Here is a 17,610-nt window from a genome sequence, read left to right as displayed (position 1 = left end):
TTATTCAACCCATTGTTTCTTTGAACGCAAAAGGGAACTTTCTTAATCTGAAAGTTCCCTTTCTTTATTTCCCTTAGAATTTATTCTTTCGTCAACCTTTGATCTCTTTCACAACCAAGTTTCCAAATGTTTGTATATCCTTTATATAATCGAAATTCTTATTCTCATATGTATATAAACTATTGTACATCCTTACAGCAACAGCGTGATATCGGGGAATGACCAGACAAGAACAACCTGAAGCCCCGAGAATTTGGTAACTCCCTTCAGGTAATTCTGTTCCTAATTCATTATATTCCCACGACACTTGATGATCTTTTAACCACCAGAAGAATCCGAATCTAGGCAGAGTTTGGTCAAGCCCTTTGGGACTTTGTATAGTTGTAGCAAGGTTAAATACACCTTCTGGCAAGATTTGTTTTCCATCCATTAAACCTTTATTCAAATGTAGGCTACCCCATAGTGCCAACTCTCTACTACTAACAAACAAGTTTCTTTCATCCCCTATATTCGATCCTATCCTTATAGAAGGATGAGTCCCTGGAGAGTGGATGTCACATACTAACCGTGCTTTTTCCCTCTGTCGCCCACTCTGTACTTTTCCAACCTAGGGGTTCAAATACCCTCTCGGAAAGTATTGCGTTAACCGTTCTTCCAGTAGCTTGCTCGACAATTTCAGCTAATAAATCAGGACGCTTCCCTTCAATGGAGGTTCCTGAATCGAAAACCCTTTGGACTATATCCTTCTTAATCTTTAATCCAGTGCACCTTGTAACCAAATGTCTTACGGTCGTCTCACCTAATATCCTTTTATCCAATTGTTTAAAATAGTCACTGAGCTTATCATCAAGATTTAAGTAACCTTCATAGATCGCCAGTGCTGCTGCTAAACCAACATAGGTTACCCTGGTTGAATACACATTAAATTGTGAAAGGTGATCTATTTTCCTAGCACCAGTGTCAAAATGATGGGTACCGGAATACCATTCGTGTACGACCTCGTTATCCTTCATAATGACTAATGCTGCTCCAGAAGCGTGCATCTTCTTTTTTATTTCTTCCGTGTATTTAGTGATATCTTGAAATGATCTTTTATCAGCTTCCACAATCAATTTATTTCACCCATTTCTGTATTACTAAGAATTCACTACTTATTTATCTATTCCACAGTAAGAGGCATAACCCTGCTTTTGGTTATGCCTCTTTATTCAATGATTTTTCTGTGATAACTCCAAGACATTAGCCGGGGAACGTTAGCTGATTTTTAGGTATTTCCCCATGTGGAATAAAAGCTGCATATTCTAAGGATAAGAATAGATAGCAGCGTTACTATAACTTTTTAGTCAAAGGGAATAATGTACATTCTTTAATTGTATCGCTATCCGTTAGTACCATTAATAACCTTTCTATTCCAAATCCCCACCCTGAAACTGGAGGCATCCCGTATTCCATAGCTGTTAAATAGTCTTCATCCATCTCCATAGCCTCTAGATCCCCATTACTTTTTAAAATGGCTTGAGCTTCCAATCTTTTTCGTTGTTCAATAGGATCAACAAGTTCTGAATAAGCATTAATTATTTCAGCTCCATTTACGACTAATTGGAAACGGTCGGTAAGAGTTTGATCCTCATCATTTGCTCTTGCAAGTGGGGATAAATCAATAGGATGCTGGATTAAAAATGTGGGTTTTACAAGTTGTGGCCGGCACGTTTTTTTATAAAGTAAATCAATGAAATTGCCTCTCCCTAAAGAATTAATTTCAGTATGATCCAGTTCGATATTTTTTCTTTTCGTTTCTTGGTACAAATCTTTTACGTCAGGATAAAGGTTTATATCTATTCCTGTTTCTTTGAGAATTAAATCCCTGAAGGAGATCACTTCCCATTCAAGTGAAAAATCAATCGTTTGTCCTTTTAATGTAATCGTCGTGGTATTAAAGGTTTGCCTTAAAATAAACAATACCATCTCACGCATTAAATTCATTGTATCTTCATAATTCCAATATGCTGCGTAACCTTCCACCATAGTAAATTCTTGAAGATGTTGAGGACTTATCCCTTCGTTCCTAAAGCATTTTGCAAATTCAAATACTTTCGTAAAACCACCTACGATTAACCTTTTTAAATAAGTTTCCGGAGCAATCCGTAAGTTTAATTCAGTATCTAACGAATTATGATATGTCCTAAAGGGTTTCGCAATGGCACCGGATGAAGTATGTTGTAACACTGGCGTTTCTACTTCCAGGAATTCTTGATCTTCAAAAAACCTGCGAATCGCCCGTACCATTTTGCTCCTTGAAAGTAATCGATTTTGTGTCTCTTTTGTCATCATTAAATCTAAGTAACGCTGTCTATATCGAAGTTCAATATTGCTTATGCCGTGCCATTTTTCCGGAAGACTTCTCAATGCTTTCCCAAGAAAAATATAGCTTTCGATTCGTAATGTTTTTTCTTTCGTCTTTGTCGTGTACATACGACCTGCCGCGCCAATAAAATCTCCTATATCTAATAAATCATTAAATTGTTCAAATGATATCTCTCCAACCTCATCCTTTTTTAAAAGAAGTTGTAGGCTTCCTTGAATGTTTGAAACGGTAATGAAAACTAATTTGTTGAAGTTTCTAATACTCATTATTCTACCTGCCACTCGCACACCAGCAGTACCGTCTTCAAGCTGGGAGGCTTCATAGAGCTCATAATTAGTGGAAAACCTTTCTGGGTGTACTGAAATTCCCTGGGACCTTAATGTCTCTAACTTCTCAATTCTACCCTCTGTTTGTTCATTACTCATACATTTCACTCCATTCATTTTTGTTTTTTAAAATCTTTGGATTGTTTCTTTTAAACAACAAAAAACTCCCACCCCCAAGATTATTCATCTTGAGGACGGGAGTTATATCTCCGTGGTACCACCTCAGTTTATTGATATGTCACCATATCAACCTCTTCGGGTACGGCAATTTTATAATTGATTATACCCTATCTCTATAACGGGAGATCCCGTTGCAACATCATTAAGAAGAACCTTAAATCCGCGCAAAGCTCCAAGTCTTTTTTCATTAAGATTTTTATTACTCCTTTTCACCTGCCGGAGCTCTCTGAAAATAATTAATCAAAACTACTCTTCTCTTCATAGCCAGTTGTCTCGTATTGAAAATTAAGAATATTTTACAATAAATAAACTGGCAGGTCAAATTCAATTAAGAATTTATTCTGACTTATTCAATTAACCTGCCCATTAATTGAAGAAGGGCAGTAGCCGCGATCAATTAGCTGATCTTCAGTTATTTGCCCCCGTTTGTTGAACAAGATATTGCGTTTACCCTTCAACGATGGCAAGGTATTTTTTGATTTCGCCTTCAATTTCAACAATTAAAATATCTTCTCTTTCTCTAGTAGAAAAAATCTTTGTACCAACAGGGAGTTTATTCGACATCTCATCTTTAAAATCTGTGTTAGTATCATTTTTTGTTTGTATTTCACCGATTTGAACATCTTTTGTTAAAGATAACTCTTCTACCCAATCAATATTAGTTTTATAGATAACTCCATCATATTGAAAAATATCAGCATCAGAATCCAATTTTAAAACTTCTTCTGCATCAACATTATCCCTTGATACAGTTGTAGTTCCCCCTTGAAAATTATTGCATCCTGTAATCAACAATAAAGGTAATACAACCAAACCATTGAATAACTTTATAAATTTCAATCCACTCACCCCTTTTATATAGACCTAAATGACCTAACAAAGGTTACATATTATTCAACAAACCTGCCAGATAATTGAAGAGGGCCAATAGCCTGATCAATTTACTGATCTTCAGTTATTGCCCCCTATAATGGAAGATAGTTCTTATAGTCCTCCGTTCATCATAAACCCCAAAACAAGCATAATAAATCCTCCAACAAGAATTCCTAATATTGATATTGAGATTGTCTTTGGTTTCCCTTTTTTGCTTAACAAGGCAGTCGCCAAAGCTAGTACTATCCCAGTAATTAACACGGTGGTTCCTATATAGCCACTAACTTTTCCCCTCATAAGGAAAAGGAGTATAAAAGTAACCCCTATAATTCCGATAGGTGCCCAACCTAGATGCTTTCTCATTTTATCCTCCTCCCAAGACCATTATTAATCTGTTTTCTAACTTTATATTTATTAGACGAAAACCCGACTATTTAAGTTTCGGATATTCAATTAACCTGCTCCTTTACTGGAACAAAGGGCGGCTGCTTGTTCAGCAAACGCCCCTGCTAGTTGAATACTTATTTATTTCGCTTCAACAATAAAGCTTGTATACGGTTCATCATCAACAAATATATCAATCTTCCAAAGACCTTCTTTATCAAGTGAGAATTTTGCTCCGCTTTGCTTATTATCAACCTCCCATTCATAAAGTTCCACAATATCGTCTGAATTTTGATGAGTCGCAGTCATCTTATATCTTTTACCATTAAAATCTTCTGTACTCTCCAAGAAATAGACGTTGTACTGTCTTCCTTTATTTACTGGAAATTCTGGTTCATCGCTTTCACCGTTCACTTTGTAAATCCCGAACTTTCCTTCTGTTCCGTGTAAGGTCATATTATCATAAGTAAATGTAGGGCTTAACCTCCAGTTTGTACTATCATTGTCTGCACATCCTGTAAATAATATTCCAGTCAAAATCAGTAACCAGATTATATTCCTCAATGACATCTCCCCCCATCACTTTAATATTTTAAAAAGTGTATTAGCTTTTGAGTTTACTCAACAATCCTGCCCAATTGAAGAAGGGCAATAGACGGATCGAGACTTGCTGACCTTCAGTTATTGCCCCTGTTAGCTTAAGTACAATCCTTCACAAAATAATAACTTTTATTTGCTGAAGAACCCAAAAAGAAGTGTTCACCCTACTAAAATAAACACTCCTTATATAAACTATATTTAATCGAAAGTTTGACACTGTTTTTTGCTTTCTTCTTGCGTAATGTGTTTCTTTATTTTTACATTTGTCACTTGTAACCCTGTTAGGTTAGAATCCCTTACAAAAAAAGTGAGTTTATCATAATCGCTACCGTGGTGTCCTGAATAGTTTAAAGCACCGGCATAAATAAGATGTCTCCTGGGATCCCCATCAATGGGTTCAATTCTGATTTTTGGACACATAAAAAAATCATCATAGGATGGACCCAAATAATATAAATAACGTGTAAACAATGCTTCCTCAAGCAGCTCTTCTTTAGTTGGACCGTTCAATTCTTTTCTCCACCCTACTAAGATCCAATCATAAAAAGATTGTGACTTTAACCGCGTTTTTTGGCTATTTTGCGAAACTATAAGTTCTCCATCTTTAGCCGTACAGGTTTTGCGTTTATTGACAGTTACACACGTATAAGCGGGTTCAATGGTAATCACTTCACCATTTGTCATTTTTAATGTCAATTTGTTGGATGGGTTATCTAAAGATACTTCGCTTGTTCCATTTACACGGCTAGAGTTATTAAGCCAGTGTACCACTTTTCTGAGTACCCGTTCTTGAAAACCATCCTTAATACTGAATACACGCTGCTGCCCAGAATTATTTTCAACCTTAATGTTTTGAATCTCATAATGCTTTAATGAGTGCGTCGTTAATTGTTCCGCAAAAGGAACCAGTTGATTGATATAATTCTTAGCTCCAGCTATTTGGCTGGTAATTATAAATCCAATGAAGAATAAAAAAAAATTATATTTCCTCATAATAGTGATTTACCTACAACTAAAAATTCTAAAAAGATACCTCTTACATTACAAGTTGTATCATCGTAAAAATTGTTTGTTCCCAAAACAACCAAAAGAGTAACCTCCTTGCTTTTAATAACCTCTAATTTTTAGTTTTGGGAATATCATTTACAATTATTCTTCTTCAATTAACCTGCCCTATAATTGAATAAGGCACTTGCCGGTGATCAATTAGCTGAACTTAAATTATTGCCCCTATACCGGAACAAGGCAGTAAGATTTTATATAGAAAGATTAACCCAGATAACTGCCCCCATAGGATGCTTATAAGGTATCGGCTCTTTATAAATCCGAGGTTTTTCAAGGACCCAAGCATACGTTTTTTTATAAGGTAATGCTTGTGAACTCTCACTTTGAACACGATGAAATTCGTTGCTTACTTGGTAATCTTTTAAGGTCAACTCTTTACTATCACTTACATTTACTTCACCGTAAACCATACCTGAACCACTCTTTATAAGAGCGATTGGTCCTCGTATTTTTGTATTGGAACCCCTGATTTCCCATGTCTTTTTCCCTTCCAATATGAGTTCAATCCAGGGAGATTTTATGATTAGTCCTTTCATTTATTTTTTCCTGGGAATTGAAGTTGAAATATACTCATTATTAAGTCTCATTTTTCCTATGTACAAGATTTGGCCCAGATGTTCCGAAAAATGAGAGGCACATTGTAAAAGGACATCCAATACGGTTACTTCATTATTCCGTACCTTTTGTGGTCTTAAATATTCGTTAAAATCAAGATCTTTAATCGTTTTATCTAAAATTTCAAAATGACTCTCTATCATATCAATTACTTCTTCTTTACTTACTATTTTGTTGATATTAAACTCCTCATCCCTATCTCTATTATCTTGAAGACCACAGATACCCACCTCAATTCTTTGATGTATATTCCCTGCAATATGTATGACCAAATTAGAAATACTATTACTTTCTTCATTGGGTCTCCAATTAATATCATCATTAGAAAGTTGATTTATGACAGACAACATTCTACTTTTTATTTGTACAAATTTTGTTACTAAGTTATTTATGATGATTTGATTAATGTCCACCTTGTTACCCCCATTTTACGCAACGCCAAAATTCTACCCATTCTTAAATTTCTTTGTAAACTTAACTATGACTGTAAAAACAATGAAGCTATTTATCAATAGAGCCAATCACTTGGCTTTTAATAAATCAAAATCCTAGCGATACTATCAATATCACTAGGATCAAGGACAAAGGAATTATAAGTTTTCAATTCTTTTCATATCTTCTGCAGACAATTCGAAATCAAAAAGATCTAGATTAGATGCTTGATTTTCAGGGTTGTGAGATTTAGGAATAACAATCACACCACGTTGGATTTGGTATTTTAGTAAAACTTGTGCGCCTGATTTTTTATAGGATTCACCAATTTCATCCAAAGCCTCTTGTTGATGGGCTTCGGCTTTCATAGGTCCCCATGCAACGGGTGTAATGCCCTCTTCTTTTAAAACTTCAAGGAGATCTTTGTTAGGTTCTTTTAGGTTAATTTGAATTTGATTAACGGCTGGCTTCACTTTAGCGAATTCATTCAATTCTTCCAGATGCTCTTTTTTAAAGTTTGAAACGCCGATTGCTCTTAGTTTGCCCGCTTCGTAGTATTCTTCAAAGACTTCCCACGTGTTTTGAAGTTGTCCTTTGTCTTCGATAGGAAAGTGAATAAGAAGCAGATCCAGATAGTCTGTTTGAAAGTTTTTTAAACTGTTTTCGATGGCTGCTCGGGTAGCTTCCTTCGAAGAAATATATTCTTCATTGGCTGGAACCTTTGTCGTAATAAATAACTCTTCCCGAGGCACTGTGCTCTCTGCTAACACTCTTCCGACAAGTTCTTCGTTTCGATACATGATGGCTGCATCGATTGAACGGTACCCCAACTCAAGTGCTGATAGGAGTTCTGGAATTTCATTTGTTAACGCTGCGTTATAGTCATTGTTTTCTTTCCCATACGTATTTGTACCTGTCCCTACAATTGGCATCTTCAGCCCATTATTAAGCGTAATGTATTCCATATGTTTAAGCACTCCCTCTGTATACTTAATTTTCCTGATTACAAAGTCCATCATATCAAATTATAGAATTTTCAAAAAGTAATATGAAAGGAGGGAGATAACCCATTGATAAACCTATCAAAAGTTATACTTTACTATTATCCTTATCTGCTAAAAGCTTATCTAATTTTTCTTCGACCCGTTTTAGCCTGCTATTTCTTCTCCTCAGAATAACGACAAATAGAATGATGCCCACTGGAATGGCCAAAAGAAATACTAAAGACACCAACTGAAAAATAATATCACCGGTATTTACGGTTGTTGTTGATTGCGCTGATGTGAATAGGAACAAAGAAACATCTCCTTTTAAAATATTATGTAAATTTATATTAGCCCTTAAAAAGTTGCTCATTCATGACGCTAATGGAATAGATATTTTCTTCTACTAAGTTATGAATGATTTGTTTTAATACATGCGGTTCTCGCAAATCCTCTTTTTCTAATGCTAAAAGGTCATTCGTTTTTATCCACCTGCTGTCAGTAATTTCATCTTCTTCAAGATGTAATGTACCTCCAGTAATCTCACCAATAAAATGAAATAGAATGACTTGATCGTTCGTATTACTGGTGAAATTGTATACTCCGGTCGTGCCAATCAGCTTTACATCTAAACCCGTTTCCTCTTTCACTTCCCTTTTAGCTGAATAAAGAATATCCTCACCATACTCTATATGCCCACTCGGAAAGTTCCACTTATGGACGGCATTGGGTTTGTTTTCTTTTATCATCAAGACTTTACCATGACGTAAGATTGATACACTTGCTACTAAGACAATTCCATCTTGAGACATTTATTTCACCTCAATTCTATTCTTTCTTTAATCTGCCTGATAATTCAAGATAGCTGGATCAGTTATTGTCCCCACCTATTGTTGAAGTCTATTAAACCGAATAATAATAGAACTTTTTATCGACCTCTAATACTGGGAAATTCTCAGGCAATTCTTCAATAGCTATACTTGTAAATCCATTTTTCTCGTAAAATCGGTGGGCGGCTAGAAATTGCGGTGTGGTTCCAAGATACACGGCTTTTATTGAATGCTCTTTTGCCCAGTTAATTGCATTATTTAATAACAGACTGGCCGTTTTATATTGTTTTCCTCGAAATTCTTTATGTACAAACATCTTCCTTAATGCCACTTGATTATTTCCTATATCTAATAGACTGATTGTACCAACGATATGATCGTTATAAACTGCTACCCAAAAGTTGCCCTTACCCATCTGATAAACATCTTCTATGTTAAACAAATCGGGTTGATCCTTCTTGGTTATCGGAATGTTATATTCTTGTTGCTGGATATGTAGAATTAAATCTACGACTTGAGTTTGATATATAATAGAATATGGTTTCACAACAGGATGATTACTCATAAATGTACACCGCCTACTTTTTTAAAATCCATTTTAGGGACTCTTGTTATTTAACTAGTCTGCTTCCTGATCCTCAGCTACTGTACTCCTGCTGCTTCAATACTTGGTAACTAATATTAAAAACAAGATAATTCCAATTATTTCAAATATTATAGATTTGAGCAATACTCCTCTTCCATTAAATAAATGAAAATAAAACAGTAGAGCGGGATCTGCCCCGCTCTACTGTTTTATTTTTACTGTACCTTGATCCGACCTGTCTCAGGTGGTGCTACGCTTCCGCCTGATTCAATGATATAGGTAATGAATGAGTCCAATGTCGGCGGGCCTTCCACAGAATCATTGCCTTTTTTAAAGGCAGTGAATCCGTCTCCACCGGTTGCAAGATAATTTGTGAGGGCTACGGTATATGTCTGGTCCGGCTGAATGGCGTTTCCATCTCTATCAGTCATCGCTACTACTTTATGGCCAGGTGGTGCGTCTTTGTCGTACGTGTAGTCGAGCCCCGATGTCTGCATGATGGTTTGAAAATTGCCTGTCCACTGCTGTTCCAGTGCCTCTTTAATCTCGGCGCCGGTCAATGATAGTTTGACCAGGTTGGTGCCGAAGGGGAGCATGGTGTACAGGTCTCCCCAAGTAAGTTCCCCCTCATCCAGGTTCGCCCGGATTCCACCCGGATTCATGAATGCGATGTCGGTGTGCATGTTCTCCCGATGTGAATCTGCGATAAGATTTCCAATCGGCCGCTCCCCGCTGGCGGTTTTTTCTTTCGTGATGGGGGCTTCGGCCTGACCCATTTTCTGGTCCAGCATCATCTGCTTGTCTGCGGAGTAAGAATCGACCATCTGTTTGATTTTTTTGTCAGGCAGTATTCCATCGTGATAGGTGGATAGGATGGCTGCCTGCTTATTGACGATGTCCTTCGTCTCCCGGTCGATCAGGAGATCTACATCTGAAAAGGCAGTTCCATATGAGTATGATTGAACAATCAATTTCCCATCAACTGATGTATTGGCAAAGCCGTGACTATGGCCGCCGAAGATGATATCTACTTCATCATCGATGCGGGGGGCAAATTCAGCGGCGTCTTGAGCAGGATTTGTTCCGTCCTCATTTGAAGAAGCGGAAACATGCCCGAGAACGACGATGGACCGAACTCCTTTTGCCTTCAATTCTTTTACGCTTTGATTAATGGCAGTGACTTCATCCGTGAATTCAACTTCCTCAATCCCGCTTGGCAGGACGATATCTTTCGTTTCTGTCGTGACTACCCCGATAAACCCGATGGGCACCCCATCGACTTCTTTGATTAAATATGGTGGTAAAATGGTTTTCCCTGTCTTTTTATCGATAACATTGGCAGCTGTGTATGGAAAAGCCGCCCCTTCAAAGGTACCCGTTTTCTCATGTTTGCCGCCATCAAGGAGTCTGAACATCTCCTCCGTTCCTTCATCGAACTCATGATTCCCTAACGTCCCGATATCAAATCCGACCTCGTTCATCCATTCGACGGCAGGTTCATCCTGCATAAGAGATGACACAGGTGAGCTTGCACCAACCATGTCACCAGAATGGACCAACAGGGTATTTTCGTTTTCCTGCCGGTGCTTTTTTAAATAGGCCGCCAAGTATTCAGCACCGCCTACCTGCTTTCCATTCCTGGTTCGAACCGTTTCCAGCTGGCCATGAAAATCATTGACTCCCAGAAGCTGCACGGAAATATACTCTCCAGGGTCGGTGGAAGATGACGCAAATGATGATCCGATGAAAAACACCCCCGTTGCGATTGCTGCCAACATCCATTTACTCAAAGACATGGAAAACCTCCCTGTGCTTTTGTCATCTTCAAGGTAGCACAGTAGTTTTGACCCGTTTTTAATAGAAAGTTATGGTTTTGTAAAGACGTGATCATACAAACTTCAAACTGATTATGGCAAAGGGATAAGCCGTTTCTCAAAAAAAAATAAGCGGAGATTTTCCGCTTACATTCAAAATGAACGTTGTATTTGGGGAAATTAAGCGGAATTTTTTCTTCTATTTCAGGTCTTTTCTATTAGCAAAGACGACATAAGCGGAATTTTTCCGTGTATTTGTCAGACCTGGTAAGTAAGCGCCAAGGCACCTGTCCCCGCGGCTGCCGGAATCCTCTCAATTGCCTATTTCCCCATACACCCTCCCAACTCTTTCCCAAGCTCCAGCAATCCTTCCTCCACCCACTCTTCATTTCCCCTGATAATCCCATCAATCATATACTGAATCTGATCGAATGTAACAAAGTAAGAGATTTTTTCAATCCTCTCTTCTACGTTTGAATATCCCAGCGAACGTAATAAATCTCTTGTAAATTCCTTTCCACAATCCTCAAGGATATATAGTAATTCATAGTCGGGGTCACATAGGCACATATCTCCGAAGTCGATGATCCCTGTCAGTTCACCTGTTTCGGTATCAATAAGGAAATGATTGGGGGAAAGATCCCCATGAATCAATGTGGGTGTATATGTATGATAATCAGGATGTTGTAAAAACGAGTTAAACCGGCCAGAGATGTAGTCTCTTGTTTTGACGTCAGTAAAGGGGAACACTTTCTCTTTTGCTTCTTTAAACAGCTGTAAGTACTTGGTTTCAAGGTTTACGGCAGGTAAAGCCCGGTATGCCACCGATTCAACCGAAATCGCTTGCAGACTTTTCATAAATTTAGAAAGTGATCCGATCAGATTCCTGACTTGAATCCGACTGAGTCTCGAAATGGAATCTTCTTCAAGGAGCACACCAGGCAGCTTCCTATACCCTACAAAATAAAGCCCATTTTCCTGCCTGCCTACAAACTCAAAAAATGGGATGGACAATGATAGCTTAGGCTGAATGGCAGGCAAGATGCTGATTTCCTTCTCAAGATCCATTGATCCCCCTTCGTTCTTTGCAAAACGGAATGCCCACCGATCATTGACTTCAAGGACGATACTCATCCTCCCTTCGCCAAGTACTTGAACCGATTCCATATGGATGTCAGGGAAACGACGGATTATCTCTTTCATATACTTCTTGGTAGCTTCCACTTGTAAGGCCCCCCTTCCCTATTGCTTCTTGAATCGATAGCCTACGCCCCAAATGGTTTCAATGAATACAGGATCTGAGGGGTCCTCTTCAATTTTCTCCCTGATTTTTCTAATATGGACGGTGACCGTCGTGATGTCCCCGAAAGAATCATATCCCCAGAGTCTTTCGAATAGATGTTCCTTTGTGAAGACCCTGTCAGGATGGGTGGCCAGGAACACCAATAAATCGAATTCTTTTGCGGTTAATGGTTTTTCTTCATTGTCCACGTATACTCTCCGGGAATCGAGGTCCACCCTGAGGTTCTTGATTTCGATTTCATCTTTCGGGGCTTCCCGACTGATTAATCGGTCGTATCTTGACATATGCGCCTTTACCCGGGCAATAAGTTCACTCGGTGTGAAGGGCTTCACGATATAATCATCTGCTCCGCGGTCGAATCCCCTGATTTTATCAATGTCTTCTTTTCGGGCGGTCACCATAAGAATCGGAATATCTAAGAATTCCCGGAGCTTTTTGCATAATGCAAACCCGTCGATTCCCGGCAGCATTAAGTCCAACAGGATGAGGTTGTATGAATGTGTCCTTGCAAGTCTCAGCCCTTCCTCCCCTGTCGAAGCGATATCACTGCCAAATCCGTTCACCTCTAAATAATCCCTTTCCAGTTCAGCAATATCCATCTCATCTTCAATAATCAATATTTTCTTCACGCTCATTCACCTTTTTCAATGTAAAATAAATGCTCGTTCCCACTCCCGGCTCACTCTCTGCCCAGATTTTCCCGCCGTGATTTCCGATGATTTTTTTGGCAATCGACAGTCCGAGCCCGGTGCCTCCCGTGGCTGAATTCCTCGATTCATCTGTCCGGTAGAAGCTGTCAAAGATATTGGATAGATCCTTTTTGGGGATTCCGCTCCCATTGTCTTTGATTTCCACCTGGACTTCATTGTTGTTCTCACTGAGGATGACCTGTATTACTTTCACTGATTTGTCCATATACTTCAGACTGTTTTGTGTGATATTCATGACGACCCTGTTTAATTTTTCCCTGTCCGCCCTCACGGCATAAGACTTTAGAGGATCATGGATCAGTACCGCTTTCCCATGGTCATGTTCAAGGGTTAACGAGAGTTCTTCAATAAAGTCTTGAAAATAATCGTCCAGTTTGATCTTCTCAAATGTAAATGGAATTTGTTCAAGGTCCAGTTTGGAATAGAGAAACAGTTCATCGATGAGGGCATCCATATCGTGAGCGTTTTTTTCAATCTTGGAAATATAACGATTCACCTTCTCAGGCGTGTCCGCCACTCCATCCTGAATGCCGCTCACATATCCTTTGATCGAGGTCAGTGGCGTCTTGATATCATGCGAAATACTGGCAATGAGCTCCTGGCGATTCAGTTCGTACTGCTGCTGAACCACCGACGCTTCCTTCAGTTTCAACCGCATCTCTTCAAAAGTATTGGACAATTGCCCCAATTCATCCTCTTGCTCTGAAGCACAGCTGTAATCGAGATTCCCTTCACTGATCTTTTTTGCCGCCATGGATAAACTCTTGATTGGTCCAAGGATACTCCTTGAAATAAAATACGTCAGGATCCCGTTGGTGACGAAGAGTATCACGATCATCGCCCCAAAACGAAAGGTTTGAAAGACCTGCATATCCTCCCCTTCAGGTTTCTTTCCAAGCACATAAAAAAACACATATCCGACACCAAGTTCGACAATGATTAAACTGATTATCGGGATAAAAATCATCCCGATATTCGATAAGATCAGTCTTTTCTTTATGGACATCGCACTGTCACCTCCTCTTTCGACTTACAATGATCGAACAACCCGGACGTTTCTCAAAACGGACTGTCCGGCACGTGTTTATATTATTTACGATTCTCCCCTTGATGTTCCGAGGTCATAAAACGATCAAACTTTATAAATCCTATAAAAATGAACAATGAACCAAAGACATTACACATCACCCTGAACCAATGGACCATTTTGAATTCCTTCACCGTTTGTTTTAGAAATTCTACAGAATGGATGTCAGCACCTTCCATAAACATGATTTCATTCCGCGGCCACTCAAACAGGATGGAGGCTGCCCCTTCTAATATGATGGCCATCAGGCTGAAGAGTACCCATTTTCTTGCCGGTTTCACTTTCCACACAAAGATTCCTGCCAGGACACCCGTCAGGATACTGACAAACCCCAATGGCGGAAAGTAGGTGTGTGGACTTGCGACTTGCATCCAGTCCATCGATGATTCCAACGTCTCCGGTACGTTGTGAAAAATATTTGGATAAACCATAAATGTATTAAGCAAGATTCCCCCCAATATGATCCACTGGATCCAAAGATGGGATAAAACGGAGTAATAACCTACTTTTTTGAACATATAAAAAACTCCTTCTCAAATTCGTTTTTGTCACCTCATCGGCTGACATGTACTCATTGTAAGGAGCAATTCTAAATGATTTCTTATGTAGTTCTTAATTAATTCTTAAATGCTGTAAACAAAAAGACGCACTCCCATAAGGATCACGTCAAAACAATAAATATTAGTTTTTCGAAAAATGATGTGATTGAGTTATGTTGAAGGAGAATCTGAAAAGTATGCTGTCTTTGTGATGCCTTTGCTTAAACTCATTTGGGGCAGCAAGTTCATTTAATCGTCTGGTAAACGAGCCCTATGGCGCCAGAGTCAAATGACTTGTTTTCAATTAGCTTAAGATTGATCTTATTTTTGATACCTTGGAATAACGGCAGCCCGCTCCCGATCAGAACGGGAGAAACTGTAATTTTATACTCATCTATTAAATCTAGCTGCATAAGGTAATGTGCGAACCTTGGACTTCCGAGTATGACCATATCCTGACCAGGCTGCTGTTTGAGGTTGTTGATCTCTTTCATGACATCTTACTTAACCAGTCTGGAATTGTTCCATTCGACTTTTTCCAGTGTCCTCGAAAAAACGATTTTTTCTGTCTTTTCGATCCATTCGGCATGATCTCTTTCATGTTGTGAAGCTGATGGGTTTGAAGAGACAGATGGCCAGTAACTGTGCATCATCTGGTATGTCCCACGACCCCAGATGACAGTGTCGGCAGTACTCAGAATTTCTTTCGCGTGCTTCTCAAGATCAGCATCGTAGGAAACCCATCCAATGTCCATATCCCCCTTCGGCCCTTCTACAAAACCGTCAAGCGATGCGTGCATAAATAGAACAAGTTTTCTCATTTTCGATTCTCCTTTATTTATTAGGAATAATTACACTATACGATAACTGAAAATTCAAAACAATTCCCGACTGGTTTTTTTTATATGGATGCTAATCTAAACTGCCATTCATAAATTAAATATTTAAAATAAAAGTAAAGGAGGAAATTTGAATAATGCGAACGAGTGTTTTATAATGTGTTTTCATAAATGAGTAATTATTGAAACGGGATTATGGAGGCGTGGTATATGTATGTAACGATTGCAGACTTTATTAGAGAATGGAATTGGGAGGCAACGTTAACTCAAGAGGTTTTGGAAGGTTTAACGGATGATTCATTGAATCAAAAAGTTTACCCGGAAGGTCGTTCATTGGGTAGGATTGTTTGGCATTTCACGACAAATATTCCAGAGTATTTAACTCATTTCGGGCTGAATGTAGACGGAGTAGAAAATGAGGAAAATGTCCCTGCCTCAGCTAAAGAAATGGCTGAAACGTTTAAAAATATAAGTTCTAGTGCAGTCAAAGCCATTGAACAACAATGGACAGACGAATCCTTGAAAGAAGTACAAATTGCATTTGGCAGGGAAGAAACAAATGCTCAAGTTTTAATGGGACTAATTAAACACATTATTCATCATCGTGGCCAAATTACTATTCTTATGCGTCAAGCCGGAATCAAACCGTTTGGCGTTTATGGACCGCCAAAAGAAGATTGGATCCACTTAGGTGTGGAAAATCCTCCACTCTAACACTATCTAGCGAGTTCGATAGTATTAGGAATGAGGAAACCCTGTATTTTTTGGGTTTCCTCATTATTTTGACTATATTTCAACATTAGAGTTTAACAGAACCACTTTATTACGATTGGATTAACATCAACAATGGACTCACTACCAATTTTTTCGAAAAGGGAATCTAACTCTAGATAAACTTTATTTTATAAGAGAAAGACGACAATCTCCTAAGTCATCGCCTCACAGTGACTCATTCTGCTCTTTATCCAGCTCCACCTTCTTATTCATCCCCCACCGGAAACGGTTTTAATTCCTTAGAAGAAGCAAGCGATTTAACCCTAGCATTTTTTCTTCTCCATTTAGATTAAAAGCGAATTGGTCTATGCAGTGGCTTGATCGATCACTTTTATCTTATTTAAAATCATACGATTTTCACGAGGAAATGGATTGTCCGGATTCTTTGACGTTTCGGAAAATCACTTAAATTCTTTCAGTACGACCTTGGCTGCCTTTGCTATAAGTTCATTATCATAGGCAGCATCCTCAGTATCACGGCTGGATAGAATCGCGATAATAATGGGGGCTCGATTCGGCGGCCATACGATAGCGATATCATTTCGCGTTCCGTAGCCTCCAGCCCCCGTTTTATCGCCTACCTCCCAACCTTTAGGTACACCCGCACGGATCAGTTCGTCTCCAGTAGTATTCCCCCGCATCCAATCTGTCAGGATGGTACGCTTATCATGCGGGAGCACGTCGTCGACCGTCAAAGCCTTCAAGTTGGTGGCAAGTGCTCTTGCTGTACTTGTATCACGGATGTCTCCTGGGATGGCACTGTTCAAATCAGTCTCAAAGCGATCAGCCTCGGTGACATGATCGCCGATTTGCCTCAGTGCATTTTCGAAGCCGTCAGGTCCTCCGAGTTCCTCCAATAAAAGGTTCCCTGCCGTATTATCGCTGTACCTGATAGCCGCATCGCAAATTTCCCTAAGGGTCATACCGGTATCCACGTGTTGCTCTGTAATGGGAGAATACGTGACGAGGTCATCTCTGGTGTAGGTGATGACTTCGTCAAGTTCGTCCATCGAGTTTTGCTGTAGCACCAACCCTGCAGCCAAAGCCTTAAAGGTGGATGAATAGGCGAACCGTTCATCAGGTCGATAAGCCACCGTCTGATTTGTACCGGTGTCAATCGCATAGACGCCGAGGCGGGCATCAAACTTTTTCTCGAGTTGCATGAACTTATGGCCAGTCCCATGACCTGTTGCTTTTTCTTTTGCCTCGGTCTGCTTTAATCCGTTTCCAAAGAGGCTTAAACTTAATAGTCCAACACACATCAAGATTTTTAACATTCTGACACTTTTCAACATCATCAGTCCT

Annotated in this window: 20 protein-coding genes, 1 pseudogene and 1 other annotated feature; of the genes and pseudogenes, 1 reads left to right on the top strand and 20 read right to left on the bottom strand. The window is 39.1% G+C overall.

Annotated elements, in window-relative coordinates:
* Positions 1 to 91: 91 nt before the first annotated feature.
* The 19 genes and pseudogenes from N5C46_RS20645 to N5C46_RS20555 all read right to left on the bottom strand — a co-directional run bounded on the left by N5C46_RS20645 (position 92) and on the right by N5C46_RS20555 (position 15,513).
* Positions 92 to 445, bottom strand: a complete 354-nt coding sequence (locus N5C46_RS20645; protein ID WP_261750050.1) for a hypothetical protein — start codon at positions 443 to 445, stop codon at positions 92 to 94.
* A 109-nt stretch (positions 446 to 554) separates the two neighbouring features.
* Complete coding sequence (locus N5C46_RS20640) at positions 555 to 1,106, bottom strand: serine hydrolase domain-containing protein (RefSeq protein ID WP_261752391.1); 552 nt, start codon at positions 1,104 to 1,106, stop codon at positions 555 to 557.
* 223 nt (positions 1,107 to 1,329) lie between these two features.
* Positions 1,330 to 2,790 carry a lysine--tRNA ligase gene (gene lysS, locus N5C46_RS20635; RefSeq protein ID WP_261750049.1) on the bottom strand — a complete coding sequence of 487 codons (1,461 nt, stop codon included), beginning with the start codon at positions 2,788 to 2,790 and terminating at the stop codon, positions 1,330 to 1,332.
* 88 nt (positions 2,791 to 2,878) lie between these two features.
* Positions 2,879 to 3,142, bottom strand: a binding site (T-box leader).
* 176 nt (positions 3,143 to 3,318) lie between these two features.
* Positions 3,319 to 3,720, bottom strand: a complete 402-nt coding sequence (locus tag N5C46_RS20630; RefSeq protein WP_261750048.1) for a hypothetical protein — start codon at positions 3,718 to 3,720, stop codon at positions 3,319 to 3,321.
* Between the two features lie 135 nt (positions 3,721 to 3,855).
* Positions 3,856 to 4,107, bottom strand: coding sequence for a hypothetical protein (locus N5C46_RS20625; RefSeq protein WP_044338162.1), 252 nt, complete (start codon positions 4,105 to 4,107; stop codon positions 3,856 to 3,858).
* Positions 4,108 to 4,269: 162 nt separating this feature from the next.
* Positions 4,270 to 4,692, bottom strand: coding sequence for a DUF4871 domain-containing protein (locus N5C46_RS20620; RefSeq protein ID WP_261750047.1), 423 nt, complete (start codon positions 4,690 to 4,692; stop codon positions 4,270 to 4,272).
* A 234-nt stretch (positions 4,693 to 4,926) separates the two neighbouring features.
* On the bottom strand, positions 4,927 to 5,721 hold the full coding sequence (locus N5C46_RS20615) for a hypothetical protein (RefSeq protein ID WP_261750046.1): 795 nt from the start codon (positions 5,719 to 5,721) through the stop codon (positions 4,927 to 4,929).
* A gap of 263 nt (positions 5,722 to 5,984) precedes the next feature.
* Entirely contained in the window at positions 5,985 to 6,329 is a 345-nt protein-coding gene (locus tag N5C46_RS20610) for an ASCH domain-containing protein (protein ID WP_261750045.1), read from the bottom strand.
* Positions 6,330 to 6,821, bottom strand: a complete 492-nt coding sequence (locus tag N5C46_RS20605; RefSeq protein ID WP_261750044.1) for a DUF1572 domain-containing protein — start codon at positions 6,819 to 6,821, stop codon at positions 6,330 to 6,332. It lies immediately after the preceding gene.
* A gap of 177 nt (positions 6,822 to 6,998) precedes the next feature.
* Complete coding sequence (locus N5C46_RS20600) at positions 6,999 to 7,805, bottom strand: aldo/keto reductase (protein WP_261750043.1); 807 nt, start codon at positions 7,803 to 7,805, stop codon at positions 6,999 to 7,001.
* Positions 7,806 to 7,929: 124 nt separating this feature from the next.
* A complete protein-coding gene (locus N5C46_RS20595; RefSeq protein ID WP_261750042.1) occupies positions 7,930 to 8,136 on the bottom strand; it encodes a hypothetical protein in 207 nt (68 codons plus the stop codon).
* A gap of 37 nt (positions 8,137 to 8,173) precedes the next feature.
* On the bottom strand, positions 8,174 to 8,635 hold the full coding sequence (locus tag N5C46_RS20590; protein ID WP_261750041.1) for an NUDIX hydrolase: 462 nt from the start codon (positions 8,633 to 8,635) through the stop codon (positions 8,174 to 8,176).
* 91 nt (positions 8,636 to 8,726) lie between these two features.
* Positions 8,727 to 9,218 carry a GNAT family N-acetyltransferase gene (locus N5C46_RS20585; protein ID WP_261750040.1) on the bottom strand — a complete coding sequence of 164 codons (492 nt, stop codon included), beginning with the start codon at positions 9,216 to 9,218 and terminating at the stop codon, positions 8,727 to 8,729.
* A 236-nt stretch (positions 9,219 to 9,454) separates the two neighbouring features.
* Positions 9,455 to 11,035, bottom strand: a complete 1,581-nt coding sequence (locus tag N5C46_RS20580) for a bifunctional metallophosphatase/5'-nucleotidase (RefSeq protein ID WP_261750039.1) — start codon at positions 11,033 to 11,035, stop codon at positions 9,455 to 9,457.
* Between the two features lie 339 nt (positions 11,036 to 11,374).
* Entirely contained in the window at positions 11,375 to 12,277 is a 903-nt protein-coding gene (locus N5C46_RS20575; RefSeq protein ID WP_261750038.1) for a phosphotransferase family protein, read from the bottom strand.
* A gap of 18 nt (positions 12,278 to 12,295) precedes the next feature.
* On the bottom strand, positions 12,296 to 12,985 hold the full coding sequence (locus N5C46_RS20570; protein ID WP_261750037.1) for a response regulator transcription factor: 690 nt from the start codon (positions 12,983 to 12,985) through the stop codon (positions 12,296 to 12,298).
* Positions 12,963 to 14,072: a HAMP domain-containing sensor histidine kinase gene (locus N5C46_RS20565; RefSeq protein ID WP_261750036.1), complete on the bottom strand. Its 1,110-nt coding sequence runs from the start codon at positions 14,070 to 14,072 to the stop codon at positions 12,963 to 12,965. The genes N5C46_RS20570 and N5C46_RS20565 overlap by 23 nt, the downstream gene beginning before the upstream one ends.
* An 83-nt stretch (positions 14,073 to 14,155) precedes the next feature.
* Positions 14,156 to 14,671: a hypothetical protein gene (locus N5C46_RS20560; RefSeq protein ID WP_261750035.1), complete on the bottom strand. Its 516-nt coding sequence runs from the start codon at positions 14,669 to 14,671 to the stop codon at positions 14,156 to 14,158.
* Positions 14,672 to 14,937: 266 nt separating this feature from the next.
* Positions 14,938 to 15,513: pseudogene (locus N5C46_RS20555) on the bottom strand (dihydrofolate reductase family protein).
* Between the two features lie 228 nt (positions 15,514 to 15,741).
* Here N5C46_RS20555 and N5C46_RS20550 point away from each other — a divergent pair.
* On the top strand, positions 15,742 to 16,245 hold the full coding sequence (locus N5C46_RS20550; protein WP_261750034.1) for a DinB family protein: 504 nt from the start codon (positions 15,742 to 15,744) through the stop codon (positions 16,243 to 16,245).
* Positions 16,246 to 16,706: 461 nt separating this feature from the next.
* Here the strand turns inward: N5C46_RS20550 and bla are convergent, their stop codons facing one another.
* A complete protein-coding gene (gene bla / locus N5C46_RS20545) occupies positions 16,707 to 17,603 on the bottom strand; it encodes a class A beta-lactamase (protein WP_420720427.1) in 897 nt (298 codons plus the stop codon).
* Positions 17,604 to 17,610 lie beyond the last annotated feature (7 nt).

The sequence above is a fragment of the Rossellomorea vietnamensis genome (genome assembly GCF_025398035.1).
GTDB lineage: Bacteria > Bacillota > Bacilli > Bacillales > Bacillaceae_B > Rossellomorea > Rossellomorea vietnamensis_B.
This window is presented reverse-complemented; position numbering and strand designations above follow the sequence as displayed.

What these genes read in the sequence shown, in the direction of transcription:
- lysS (WP_261750049.1), bottom strand. Translation starts at nt 2,790, where the DNA reads ATGAGTAATGAACAAACAGAGGGTAGAATTGAGAAGTTAGAGACATTA.
- N5C46_RS20625 (WP_044338162.1), bottom strand. Translation starts at nt 4,107, where the DNA reads ATGAGAAAGCATCTAGGTTGGGCACCTATCGGAATTATAGGGGTTACT.
- N5C46_RS20615 (WP_261750046.1), bottom strand. Translation starts at nt 5,721, where the DNA reads ATGAGGAAATATAATTTTTTTTTATTCTTCATTGGATTTATAATTACC.
- N5C46_RS20610 (WP_261750045.1), bottom strand. Translation starts at nt 6,329, where the DNA reads ATGAAAGGACTAATCATAAAATCTCCCTGGATTGAACTCATATTGGAA.
- N5C46_RS20600 (WP_261750043.1), bottom strand. Translation starts at nt 7,805, where the DNA reads ATGGAATACATTACGCTTAATAATGGGCTGAAGATGCCAATTGTAGGG.
- N5C46_RS20590 (WP_261750041.1), bottom strand. Translation starts at nt 8,635, where the DNA reads ATGTCTCAAGATGGAATTGTCTTAGTAGCAAGTGTATCAATCTTACGT.
- N5C46_RS20585 (WP_261750040.1), bottom strand. Translation starts at nt 9,218, where the DNA reads ATGAGTAATCATCCTGTTGTGAAACCATATTCTATTATATATCAAACT.
- N5C46_RS20580 (WP_261750039.1), bottom strand. Translation starts at nt 11,035, where the DNA reads ATGTCTTTGAGTAAATGGATGTTGGCAGCAATCGCAACGGGGGTGTTT.
- N5C46_RS20565 (WP_261750036.1), bottom strand. Translation starts at nt 14,072, where the DNA reads ATGTCCATAAAGAAAAGACTGATCTTATCGAATATCGGGATGATTTTT.
- N5C46_RS20560 (WP_261750035.1), bottom strand. Translation starts at nt 14,671, where the DNA reads ATGTTCAAAAAAGTAGGTTATTACTCCGTTTTATCCCATCTTTGGATC.
- N5C46_RS20550 (WP_261750034.1), top strand. Translation starts at nt 15,742, where the DNA reads ATGTATGTAACGATTGCAGACTTTATTAGAGAATGGAATTGGGAGGCA.
- bla (WP_420720427.1), bottom strand. Translation starts at nt 17,603, where the DNA reads ATGATGTTGAAAAGTGTCAGAATGTTAAAAATCTTGATGTGTGTTGGA.